The organism is Nodosilinea sp. LEGE 06152 (assembly GCF_015207525.1).
GTDB lineage: Bacteria > Cyanobacteriota > Cyanobacteriia > Phormidesmidales > Phormidesmidaceae > Nodosilinea.
The window spans coordinates 66,970-79,250 of sequence record NZ_JADEWR010000009.1; the positions used below are offsets into that span (position 1 = coordinate 66,970).

The 12,281-nt window shown below is 58.8% G+C and carries 8 protein-coding genes and 1 riboswitch; of the genes, 5 read left to right on the top strand and 3 right to left on the bottom strand.

Annotated elements, in window-relative coordinates; genetic code table 11:
- Window positions 1–5: 5 nt before the first annotated feature.
- The 3 genes from IQ265_RS13535 to IQ265_RS13545 form a co-directional block, all read right to left on the bottom strand.
- Window positions 6–1,343, bottom strand: coding sequence for an SLC13 family permease (locus IQ265_RS13535; protein WP_194054419.1), 1,338 nt, complete (start codon window positions 1,341–1,343; stop codon window positions 6–8).
- A gap of 110 nt (window positions 1,344–1,453) precedes the next feature.
- Window positions 1,454–1,596: riboswitch (cyclic di-AMP (ydaO/yuaA leader) on the bottom strand.
- A 133-nt stretch (window positions 1,597–1,729) separates the two neighbouring features.
- Complete coding sequence (locus IQ265_RS13540; RefSeq protein WP_347404963.1) at window positions 1,730–2,260, bottom strand: ComEA family DNA-binding protein; 531 nt, start codon at window positions 2,258–2,260, stop codon at window positions 1,730–1,732.
- Between the two features lie 69 nt (window positions 2,261–2,329).
- Entirely contained in the window at window positions 2,330–2,698 is a 369-nt protein-coding gene (locus IQ265_RS13545) for an NINE protein (protein ID WP_194054422.1), read from the bottom strand.
- A gap of 171 nt (window positions 2,699–2,869) precedes the next feature.
- On the opposite strand from IQ265_RS13545, the gene IQ265_RS13550 reads away from it, so the two are divergent.
- The 5 genes from IQ265_RS13550 to ileS all read left to right on the top strand — a co-directional run bounded on the left by IQ265_RS13550 (window position 2,870) and on the right by ileS (window position 12,274).
- Window positions 2,870–3,820, top strand: a complete 951-nt coding sequence (locus IQ265_RS13550; protein ID WP_194054424.1) for a tetratricopeptide repeat protein — start codon at window positions 2,870–2,872, stop codon at window positions 3,818–3,820.
- A 221-nt stretch (window positions 3,821–4,041) separates the two neighbouring features.
- Window positions 4,042–6,723 carry an aconitate hydratase AcnA gene (gene acnA / locus IQ265_RS13555; RefSeq protein ID WP_194054426.1) on the top strand — a complete coding sequence of 894 codons (2,682 nt, stop codon included), beginning with the start codon at window positions 4,042–4,044 and terminating at the stop codon, window positions 6,721–6,723.
- A 213-nt stretch (window positions 6,724–6,936) separates the two neighbouring features.
- Window positions 6,937–7,962, top strand: coding sequence for an anti-sigma factor antagonist (locus IQ265_RS13560; RefSeq protein ID WP_194054428.1), 1,026 nt, complete (start codon window positions 6,937–6,939; stop codon window positions 7,960–7,962).
- Between the two features lie 153 nt (window positions 7,963–8,115).
- Window positions 8,116–9,252 carry a Ycf66 family protein gene (locus IQ265_RS13565; RefSeq protein ID WP_194054430.1) on the top strand — a complete coding sequence of 379 codons (1,137 nt, stop codon included), beginning with the start codon at window positions 8,116–8,118 and terminating at the stop codon, window positions 9,250–9,252.
- A 139-nt stretch (window positions 9,253–9,391) separates the two neighbouring features.
- Window positions 9,392–12,274 (top strand): isoleucine--tRNA ligase, encoded by a 2,883-nt coding sequence (gene ileS / locus IQ265_RS13570; RefSeq protein ID WP_194054432.1) that lies wholly within the window; start codon window positions 9,392–9,394, stop codon window positions 12,272–12,274.
- Window positions 12,275–12,281: the final 7 nt, after the last annotated feature.

Sequence of the window (12,281 nt, forward strand, 5' to 3'; positions counted from 1 at the left end):
TCCGCCTACAGCAAAAACCGAATTCCGACGTAGACGCTAATGACCATGAGCTGCAGCGCCATCAGCGGCAGGCCGTAATTCAAAAACAACCGAAAAGAGATGGGTTTGCCGTGCTGCTCGGCAATGCCTGCCGCCACAATGTTTGACGAAGCACCCACCAGGGTGCCATTACCCCCCAGGGTGGCCCCAAACATCATTGCCGCAAACAGCGGTAAAATTTCCGGTGGAATTTGCCCGGCAAAGTCGGGCGACAGCAGCTCTGGCCCCGCCAGGTTCACATTCACCAGGTATTCCTTCAGCAGGGGCACCATTGCCACCACCAGGGGGATGTTGGGAATCAGGCTTGAGAGAATGCCGGTTACAAACAGCAGCAGCATAGCCCCTAAGGCAATGTTTTGACCAATCACGACCCCCAACAAGCCCGAGGCCGAACTAATTACGCCGGTCTCCTGCAGGCCGCCGATCAGTACAAACACGCTCATGAAGAAAACCAGCGTACTCCAGTCGACATCGCGCAGAATGTTTTGCACGGTGTCAATGCCGCTGTGGTGAGTGAGCAGCAGACAGAGGGCGGCACCCAACAGCGCGATCGCCGCAGGCGAAATAGGCACAGGTAAGCTCTCGCCCACCACAAACAGTCCCAGCACCAGGGCCACAATTACACCGCCTAGAGCCAGCATCCGGGGGTGGTTGATCACCGGGTGGGGCAGGTGGTCGAGGTCAGCCAGCTTCTTGTTCCAGGTGCTGGGAAAGAGAACGGGCAGCATGACCACGATGGTGCCCACAGCAATGACGCCCCCCAGGCTGAGCTTCATCACGTAGTCTAAAAAAGACATATTGATCGAGCTGCCCACAATAAAGGTGGCCGGGTCGCCCACAATAGTCAGCAGACCGGCACTATTGGCCGTGAACACCATCAAAATCAGCAGCGGCACAAAATTAACGTTGAGTTCTGCCGCCATGGGCGGAATCAGCGGAGCCAGCAGCATTACCGTGGTAGCGTTGGGCAGCATGGCGCAAACCGGGGTGGTAATGGCCACAATGCCCAGCAGCAGGCGCTTGCCCTCCCCTCGCGCCATGATCACTATCTGGGTGGCCAAGTACTCAAAAATTTTGGTGGGCTCAAAGGCACGCACCATTACCATCACCCCAAAAAATAGGGCCAGGGTGGCATGACTTTTGCCGATGTAGGCGATCGCCTGGTCGAGGGTCAACACATGCAGAAAAATCAGCAGCATGGCCCCCAAAAAGGCAGCGATCGTCAGGTGCAGTCGCTCGGTAGCAATTAGGGCCAAGACCCCAAAAAAGACCACCGACGCGGTGATCCCAGACCAGGTTTCCATACCCTGTCTCCTGTTGTGGTGATATACAAAAACCCTCCGATGAGTAGCCTTCATCGAGGGGGTTAACAATCGTAGGAGAACTACGGATAGCGCTAGAAAAAGCTTCCAGTACGTTCTCTCCCAAGGCCGACGGAGTTAGCTGACGGGCGAGGGGTGAGAGATCCCCTTCTCTGGCGATACGATTCGCCCTGAGATAAGCCCCAAGAGTTGGTTCCTCCGCTTCAGCAAAAGCTGAATTAGGCAGCACAGCTATTGAGCTGAGAAAGAATCTAGCACATCTGCAAGCGATCAACAATCAGCAAATGATCACACAGGCTGACTTGCAGAGCTTACCCACATTAAAATGTGTCTTACACTACCGCATTTTTGGGTACATTTCGGCGGCGCTAAGGACGCAGGTAATACATCAGGGTTTGCACCAGATCGGGGGCCAGCCCCAGGCGACGCTGCAGGTCAGCAAGATCTTGGTAGGGGCCGCGGCGCGATCGCTCCTGCACTACCGCCTGGGCCAAAGCAGCGGGCATTCCCGGCACCGCACAGAGCTGAAGCGCAGTAGCCTGGTTCAGGCTAAGACTGGGGAGGGCACCGCTGTGCTCTTCGTAGTAGCAAAACGACAGCACCGGGGCCAGGCGAGCGAGCTGAGCCGAAGCTACCCCCAGGGCGGCCGCCACATCCTCTAAACAGTGAAACTGCACCCCAGCCTGGCCCAGGCGCACCAACCCCTGGGCCTGACGAATCGATAGCCCCGGCAGTCGCAACCAGTCGTCTACCGTGGCCCGGTTTACGTCAAGGGCAAACCCTAGGCGGGCGGCCTGCTCTACCTCCTGGTAAGACCGCAATCGATAGCTTGGGTCCTGGCTCAGGCGACTAGCGAGGGGATCGAGCTGCGCCCTCAGGGTTTGCCAACGCTTCAGCACAACGTACCTACCCACTTACCGACCAATATCTGCATGTTTCTGAGCGTGTTCTTTGGCCGTGTTCTCTGGCTAGGCTACCCGATCGAGCAGCAGGCGGCGCTTCTGCTCAAATTCAAGCTCTGAGATCAGCCCTTCCTGGCGTAGGGTATCCAGCTCTCGCAGGGCTTCTGCCAAGGCATTAATCTGCTTTGGATCGAGGCCAGCCTTAGCTTCTTGGGCGGGAACATTAACTGCGCCAAAGGCATCTGGCGATTTAGCCAGCAGCAGAAAGCCCTCGATAGCGCAGGCAACCCGAGGAATTTGTGTCCAGCTGAGCAGCAAGTAGAGGGCTCCCCAAAAGGGCTGACCCAGGTAAAACTTATGAAAGCCTGACACCGGAGTAAAAACCCCAGCCCACGCTAGAAAAACGGCTGTTTGACGGGAACGCTGTGCCAACATTGCTTCGTCACCTTTGAAGCCCGTGAAATTTAAACCTTTGAACCAGCTTTGAACTGGCTTGTGAAACCAGTATAAGCCTGGCGTAAAGAATCGACATTGACCTCCGGATTCTAGTATGGGGTTAGCCTTAATCCGTGAAGATAACTTAGAGCCCCTTAGTTCTGCCCCTGAATGCCCCACGCTGCCTTCTCCCCTGAGTGGCTAAAACGCTTTACCGATCCCTACGCACTGCTGGGGTTATCGGTCGCTGCAGACGAGCGCCGTATTCTCAAGCGCTATCGAACCGTAGCTAAACAGCTCCATCCCGATGCCTTGATCAGTGTGGCACCGGAGCTGCGTCAGTTTGCCGACCAGGTGTTGCCCAAGCTAGTCAACCCTGCCTACCAGCGTCTGAAGCAGGACAAGAGCCGCAACGAAGTGCTGGCCATGCTGCGCTTTAAGGTGCGCCGCCTGAGCCGCGATCAGCCGCTCGAACCCACTGGCGAGCAGAGTAAAAAGCTGCTGGAGGTGCCCGAGCCTGAGGTTGACGTGTTCTACGAACAGGCGGTTGACAGGCTATGCGATCGCCAGTACGGGTCGGTGGCCGATTTTGAGGCCTGCACCCAACAGCTGAGCGAGCTAAATCTAGTCTACTTGCGCCGCAAAATGGGCTCACCGGTCATTCGCGAAAAGCGAACCGGGCTGATGACCGCCGCCTCAGTGCCCAACTCGCCTGCGCCGCTGACCGACTCACCTGTCGATGGTAAGTCAGCCTCTGGGCTAATGTACGCCGAGCGCCACTACAGCCGTGCCCAGGAGTATCTCAAAGGTAAAAACGTTCAGGCGGCCATTCAAGAACTCAAAGACGCCCTCAAAATCGATCCGCAAAACAGCAGCTACCACTGCCTGATGGGGCAGGCCTATCTGCTCAGCAAGCTGACGGGGATGGCCAAGGTGCACTTTAAGCAGGCCCTGCGCCTCAACCCCAAAAACGCCGTCGCCCTCAAATATGCCCAGCAGCTGAAGGTAACGTTGACCGAGCCCCCCCAGCGCGGCTCTGGCAGCTCTGAGACTACAGCTAAGCCCACGGCCGAAAAGCGATCGCTGTTTGGCGGTTTATTTTCTAAGGGGCCAACTCGCTAGAGCAGATTGCTCCTTGGGGCTCGATTGGCAACACAGCCTACAGCACAGCAGGGCAGCAGATGTAATAAGATCGCAACGCCGAGAGTATTCCATCTAAAAAACACCCGCATCCCAGACGCCAAGCTCCAGCAAAGTGGGCTGGTCTACTCACATTCTCGATGGGTGTTTAGCTGGAACACTCTAACCATGATTCCCGTCGCGACTCGGAGAGCCCAAGCCCTGTGAACAGCTTTAACGCCAAAACCCACCTCACCGTAGGCAGCACCACCTATACCATCTACAGCCTGCCCGCCGCTGCCGCCATCCTGGGTGATATTGACCGCCTGCCTTTCAGCCTCAAGGTATTGCTCGAAAACCTGCTGCGCCACGAAGACGGGCGATCGGTCACGGCGACCGACGTACAGGCGGTGGCCGACTGGCTGCAAACGCAGTCCTCCTCGCGCGAGATTGCCTATCGCCCCGCCCGCGTGCTGATGCAAGACTTTACCGGTGTGCCCGCCGTAGTCGATTTAGCCGCCATGCGCGACGCCATGGTCAACTTGGGCGGCGACCCCGACAAGATTAATCCGCTTTCCCCCGTAGATCTGGTGATCGACCACTCGGTGATGGTCGATGCTTTCGGCAGCGCCGACGCCTTTGGCCAAAACGTCGAGAAAGAATTTCAGCGCAATTTTGAGCGCTACGCCTTCTTACGCTGGGGCCAAAACGCCTTCGACAACTTCCGCGTGGTGCCGCCGGGCACCGGCATTTGCCACCAGGTCAACCTCGAGTATCTAGCCCAAGTCGTGTGGACAAAAACCGAAAACGGCGAAACCATTGCCTACCCCGATACCCTGGTCGGCACCGACAGCCACACCACCATGATCAACGGCCTCTCGGTACTGGGCTGGGGCGTGGGCGGCATTGAGGCTGAGGCGGCGATGCTGGGTCAGCCCATCTCCATGCTGGTTCCCGAAGTAGTGGGCTTTAAGCTCACCGGGCAGCTGCCGGAAGGGGCTACCGCCACCGATCTGGTGCTCACCGTGGTGCAAATGCTGCGGGCCAAGGGCGTGGTCGGCAAATTTGTCGAATTCTACGGCGACGGCCTCGACCACCTCACCCTGGCCGATCGCGCCACCATCGCCAACATGGCTCCCGAGTACGGGGCCACCTGCGGCTTCTTCCCTATCGATGGCGAAACCATCCGCTACCTGGAGTTCTCGGGCCGTGAGCCAGAGCGCGTCGCCCTGGTCGAAGCCTACGCTAAAGCCCAGGGGCTCTGGCGTGAGGCCAACGCCCCCGACCCCATCTTTACAGACTCGCTATCGCTGGATTTAGCGGCCGTAGAACCGTCTCTAGCTGGGCCAAAACGGCCTCAAGATCGCGTCACCCTGGCGGCCCTTGCTCAGCAGTTTAAGGACTCTGATTTCCCCGCCTTTAGCGGTAAGCCCTACGCCGAGAAGCGCTCCGTCCCTGTGGTGGGCACCGACTACAGCCTTACCGACGGCGACGTGGTGATCGCCGCTATCACCAGCTGCACCAATACCTCTAACCCCTCGGTGATGATCGGTGCAGGTCTGGTTGCCCGCAAAGCTCGAGAAAAGGGGTTAACCGTCAAACCCTGGGTTAAAACCTCCCTCGCCCCCGGCAGTCAGGTGGTGAGCGACTACCTCGAAAAAGCCAACCTCCAGGAAGACTTGGATGCCCTGGGCTTCAACCTGGTCGGCTATGGTTGCACCACCTGCATTGGCAACTCTGGTCCCCTATCTGGCCCAATTGCCAGCGCCATTGATGGCAACGATTTAGTAGTGGGTGCGGTGCTGTCGGGCAACCGCAACTTTGAGGGGCGGGTGAGTCCTCACACCAAGGCCAACTACCTGGCCTCGCCGCCGCTAGTGGTGGCCTATGCGATCGCAGGCAGCCTGGCCATTGATCTCAAAACCGACCCCATTGGCCAAGACCCCGACGGTCGCCCCGTCTACTTAAAAGATATCTGGCCCACCAGCGCCGAAATTCAGGCGGTCATGACTGAGGCCCTCACCCCCGAAATGTTCCGCAGCCGCTACGGCAACGTGTTCACCGGCACCGCCGACTGGCAGCAAATCGCCACTCCAGAAAGCCAAACCTACACCTGGAGCGGCGACAGCACCTACGTCCAAAACCCGCCCTACTTTGCCGATATGGCCCCCAGCGTCAACGGTCAGGCCTTTGCCGATATTGTTGGCGCACGCCCCCTGGCCATTTTGGGTGACAGCATCACCACCGACCACATCTCCCCCGCCGGGGCGATCAAAACCGATAGCCCAGCGGGTAGCTATCTGGTGGGCAACAACGTGACAGCTGCCGATTTCAACTCCTACGGGTCGCGGCGCGGCAACCACGAGGTGATGATGCGCGGCACCTTCGCCAACATTCGCCTCAAGAACGAAATGGTGCCCGGTTCCTCCGGTGGCGTGACCAAATACATGCCCGACGGTACCGACATGTCTATTTATGATGCGGCCATGAAGTACCAGGCCAGCGATACTCCCCTGGTAGTGATCGCAGGCAAAGAGTACGGCACCGGGTCGTCCCGCGACTGGGCCGCCAAGGGTACCCGGCTGCTGGGGGTTAAAGCGGTCGTGGCCGAGAGTTTCGAGCGCATCCACCGCTCCAACCTGGTAGGCATGGGCGTGCTGCCTCTCCAGTTTGTCGATGGGGTACACAGGGGCATGCTGCACCTCGACGGCAGTGAAATCTTTGACCTGACCGGCCTCAGCGGCGGCATTCAGCCCGGCATGACGGTTAACCTGGTCATTCATCGGGTCGAAGGGGACACCACCACGGTGCCCCTGCTGTGCCGCATCGACACCCTAGATGAGGTAGAGTACTTCCGCCACGGCGGCATTTTGCCCTACGTACTGCGGCAGTTGCTGGTAGCTTAGGGCACAACGGGGTCTGCGCTGGAACCGCAATGCCCTGCGTCCGTCAAGGGAAGGAACACGCCGTTGTTCCTAACCAACTCATCAACGACTTATTAAGACTCGTTGAAGTTGAGGTCGGAGGCAGGGCAACCCCAGGAAGAGACTTCTATAGTTTGCATTGTTGGGGGAATCCTCACAGTAACCACTGCACTAACCATTACCAGGGATGCCGGTATGACCTCATCCATTGCTCCAGATCAAGATCCACAGGTAGTTGCCCACCAGCCCGCAGCCGAGGATCTAGGCACCGTTTGTGTCGTTGGAGTGCCATCTACCCTAACCGTTGTTGAGGCGGTTGAGTTTGAAAAACAGGTCAAGCACCACTGCCTCAGTCAGCCAGTCCCTGAGTCCATCATCATTGATCTCAGCCAAACCGAATTTATTGACAGCAGCGGTCTGGGTGCCCTGGTCATCTGCTACCGCACCTGCAAAGCCAAAGGCGTGGAGATGGTGCTGCGAGGCGTACAGGAACAGGTTCGCATGGTGCTGGCCCTCACCGATCTAGAGCAGCTTTTCACTTTTGAGGCGGTGTCAGGGGAGCCAGAAGCCCCGGTTGCCAAACCCGAAATGCGGTTTGTGGCGCTGACGGCGCATCCATCGGTGACCTCTAGGGGCAAGCGCGCGCTAGATATTGTGGGAGCCCTGGTAGGTCTGGCCATTACTGCGGTACTGTCGGTGCCAATTGTGCTGGCCATTAAGCTCGAAGACGGCGGCCCGATTCTCTTTAAGCAGGTGCGGTGCTCGTGGATGGGCAAACGCTTTGAGATCTGGAAGTTTCGCTCGATGGTAATCAACGCCGAAGCCCTCAAGGCTCAGGTTGAAAATGAGGTGGAAGGGCCGCTGTTTAAAAACGAGAACGACCCCCGCATCACCAAAGTAGGCCGTTTTCTACGCCGCACCAGCCTAGATGAACTGCCCCAGTTCTGGAATGTGCTCCGGGGCGACATGAGCCTAGTAGGCACGCGTCCACCAACCCCCGATGAAATTGAGCAGTACAAGGTGCCCGAGTGGCAGCGCCTGGATGTCAAGCCCGGTATGACTGGCGAGTGGCAGGTGAACGGTCGCTCAACGGTGAAGAAATTTGAGGACGTTATTCGAATGGATCTGGATTACCAGAAGAACTGGAGCCTAGCCTACGACGTTCAGCTAATTATCAAGACCGTGCTGGTGCTGTTTTCTAAAAAAGCAGGGGCGGCTTAGCCAGGAGGTAGGTGAGTAGGTCAGTAGGTGGGTAGGTGAGAGCTGGCCGTGTTGACCCAGACAAATTAAGAAGGGTATCTACACAGAATGCGGTCTGACCTGACAAGCCGCGATAGAGTAGTGGTGTTGAGACTTGCGGATGCACCAAGCGCTATGGGGGTTCAGGTTCTGGCGATCGCGGTTTGGCTGGGCAGCATTGCCATGTACGGAGCCGCCTTTTTTTTCCCGGAAGTGCACCGCCGCCACGATTTTTTCTGGAGTGGGGTAGGCGGGTTTTACGGCCTGGTGCTGTGGTTTAGCGCCGTTCAAACCTCGCCGACCGAGCTGCTGGGGCACCTGGCGAGTGTGGTGCTGCTGGGCTGGCTGGGTTGGCAAACCCTGACCCTGCGCCGCAAGCGCACCCCGCTAGATCTGCAAACTCCCCTCACGCCCGACTCCTGGTCTACATTTGGTCGCCAGCTCCAGCAGTCGGTGCTGAACCTGCTCAAAGCCACTCCCCTGCGCCGCTGGCTGCCTGAAACAGAAACTGGCAGACGACCGGGAGATCCGGCGATCGCCATCAGCGAGATTCGGGTTTCATCCCTAAAGGATGTGGACTATGAGTTTGTGGATGAATTGGAGCCGGTCTCCCATCGCTCGAACGCTGCAAAAACCGACTCCGAAAAAATCGACGCTGGTAAACCCGGTTCTGCTAGAACCGGAGGCCGAACGCCTAAACCCACTGTCGCAGAGTCAGCTAGCGCCCCCACCCCAGCGTCAGCCAAGACTAAACGACCGCCGCGATTCGCGAAGCGTTCGGGAGCCGATTCGGAACGAGTATCCCCTCAGAAATCACCAGTGCCACCGGCCCCACTAACCTCGCCGCCGATGGCCTCACCGCAAAAGCCTGCCACCTTGGGGGCGAGATTGACCGGTCTCAAAGCGTGGGTAGGGGATGTCGTGAAGGCTAAGACTACCCCCAAACCCAAGCGAGCCGTGATCGAGATTCCGCCGCGTCCCTCGCCTCTGGCTAAAAAGAAGGCACAGCCTGCGACTAAACCAGACTCCCGGACTGAAGGCAGGTCTGACTCAGGCCAGCCGCCAGGGATTACCATTGTCGACACTGAGGCGATCGCCAGTGTTTATCGGCCTGAGGGCGACGGCGACACGGCAGTAGCCCCAGCGGGCCAGACGAATCCTATTGACGAGCCCCTGGCAGACGCTCCACCCTCGTTCAATAACGGCGCTGGGAGCCTGGGCGACACTGAGGATACGAACTGGGACGATGACGAAAATTGGGCCGATAGCTAAAATTCCCGCACCGCTGCCCTCGACTGGCCAGATTAACCCTACAATTGCCCTCAACCTGACCTAATGTATATAGATGCGTAATGCATCGAATCTGCCATAATGGCGCGAACAATCCTTCACCTTTAGTCGAATTCAGGCTGTGACAGACCCCAAAAGCTACAAAGACACCGTTCTGCTGCCCCAGACAAGCTTTGACATGCGGGCCAACGCCCCCAAGCGTGAGCCTGAGATTCAAGCCTTTTGGGCCGAGCACCAGATTTACGAAACGCTGTCGGCCAACAACCCCGGCGAGGTGTTTGTGCTGCACGACGGGCCGCCCTACGCCAACGGCGACCTGCACATTGGTCACGCCCTCAACAAAATTTTGAAGGACACGATTAACAAGTACCAGCTGCTCAAGGGCCGTAAGGTACGCTACGTGCCCGGCTGGGACTGCCACGGCCTGCCCATCGAGCTGAAGGTACTCCAGGCCATGGACCCGGAGGCGCGGGCCAACCTGACGCCGCTCAAGCTGCGCTACAAGGCCAAGGCCTTTGCTCTCAAAGCCGTCGATCGCCAGCGGGAGAGCTTCAAGCGCTACGGCATCTGGGGCAACTGGGAGCACCCCTACATGACGATGACTCCCGACTACGAAGCGGCCCAGATCGAGGTGTTTGGCCAGATGTACCTAAAGGGCTACATCTATCGCGGCCTCAAATCGGTGCACTGGAGCCCGACTTCTCAGACGGCGCTGGCAGAAGCCGAGCTGGAGTATCCCGAAGGCCACACCTCCCCCAGCATCTACGCAGCGTTTCCGATGGTGAGCGCGTCACCCGAGGCGAAAGCAGCGCTGGAGCCCTACCTGGGGGAGCTGGGCGTGGCGATCTGGACGACCACCCCCTGGACGATTCCCGCTAACCTGGCGGTGGCGGTGAATGCCGAGCTGACCTACGCCGTGGTGGAAGTCGCGGCTGGAAAACCGTTTAAGTACCTGATCATCGCCAAGGATCTGTGCGATCGCATGGCCCAGGTGCTCGGCTCTGAGCTTACCCTCAAAGCCGAGATCAAGGGTGCTGCCCTGGAGCACTCCACCTACCGCCATCCCCTATTCGATCGCACCAGCCCCATCTTGATCGGTGGCGACTATGTGACGACGGAATCCGGTACGGGCCTGGTACACACCGCCCCCGGCCACGGCGACGAAGACTTTAAGGTGGGCCAGCGCTACGGTTTGCCGGTGCTGTCTCCCGTCGACGAAAAGGGCGACATGACCGAGGAGGCCGGTCCCTTTGCGGGGCTGAACGTGCTTACCAATGCCAACCCGGCGGTAATTGAAGCCCTGGAGAAGGCGGGTTCCCTGCTCAAACACGAGCCCTACGTGCACAAGTACCCCTACGACTGGCGCACCAAGCAGCCCACCATCTACCGGGCCACCGAGCAGTGGTTCGCCTCGGTGGAGGGCTTCCGCGACGAGGCACTGAAGGCGATTCAGTCGGTGCAGTGGATTCCGGCGACGGGCGAAAACCGGATTACGGCTATGGTGGGCGATCGCTCCGACTGGTGCATCTCGCGCCAGCGCACCTGGGGCATGCCCATCCCTGTGTTCTACGACACTGAGACCGGCGAGCCGCTGCTCAACGAAGACACTCTGGCCCACATCAAAGCCCTGTTTGCTGAAAAAGGCTCCGATGCCTGGTGGGAGCTGCCCGAGGCTGACCTGCTGCCCGAGGCCTATCTCAACAACGGTCGCACCTACCGCAAGGGCACCGACACCATGGATGTCTGGTTCGACTCCGGCTCCTCCTGGGCGGCGGTGGTTCAGCAGCGCGGCGAGCTAGACTACCCTGTGGATCTGTACCTGGAGGGCTCTGACCAGCACCGGGGCTGGTTCCAAAGTAGCCTTTTGACCAGCGTTGCTGTGAATGGCTACGCCCCCTACAGAACGGTGCTCACCCACGGCTTTACCCTCGATGAGCAGGGCCGCAAGATGAGCAAGTCCATCGGCAACGTAGTAGACCCGGCCATTGTGATCGACGGCGGCAAAAACCAAAAAGCAGAGCCGCCCTACGGGGCCGACGTGCTGCGCCTGTGGGTATCGTCGGTAGACTATTCCTCCGATGTGCCGCTGGGGAGCAACATCCTCAAGCAGATGTCGGACGTGTACCGCAAAATTCGCAACACGGCGCGGTTTTTGCTGGGCAACCTGCACGACTTTGACCCAGCAAAGGATGCGGTGCCCTACGACCAGTTGCCAGAGCTCGATCGCTACATGCTGCACCGCATGACCGAGGTGTTCACCGACATCACCGACGCCTTCGAGACCTTCCAGTTCTTCCGGTTCTTCCAAACCGTGCAAAATTTCTGTGCGGTCGATCTGTCGAACTTTTACCTAGATACCGCTAAAGATCGGCTGTACATCAGTGCGGCGGATTCGTTCCGGCGGCGCAGCTGTCAGACGGTGCTGGCGGTCGCGATCGAAAACCTGGCCCGCTCCATTGCCCCGGTGCTCTCCCACATGGCCGAAGACATCTGGCAAAACCTGCCCTATCCGACCGCCCACCAGTCGGTGTTTGGGTCGGGCTGGGTGCAGCTCGATGACCAGTGGCGGCAGCCGGAGCTAGCCGCAACCTGGAGCCAGATTCGCACCGTGCGCCAGGAGGTAAACAAAGTCCTCGAACAGGCCCGCACCGCTAAGGATATTGGCTCTTCTTTGGAGGCGAAGGCGCTGATCTATGTGGCCGATGCTGACCTGCGCGAGAAGCTAGCGGCGATGAACCCTGAGGATGCTGTAGCCCCCGGCGGCAACCATGTGGACGAACTGCGCTATCTGTTCCTGGTGTCGCAGGCGGAAGTGCTGGATACGCCTGAAGCTCTAAAGGGCGTGAAATGCAGCAGCGAGTCCGACGCGCTGGGGATTGGTGTGGTAGATGCGGAGGGCCAGAAGTGCGATCGCTGCTGGAACTACTCGACCCACGTGGGTGAGAGCAGCGAAGACCCGACTATCTGCGAGCGCTGTGTTGAGGCGCTGGCGGGCACGTTCTAGCCTCCAC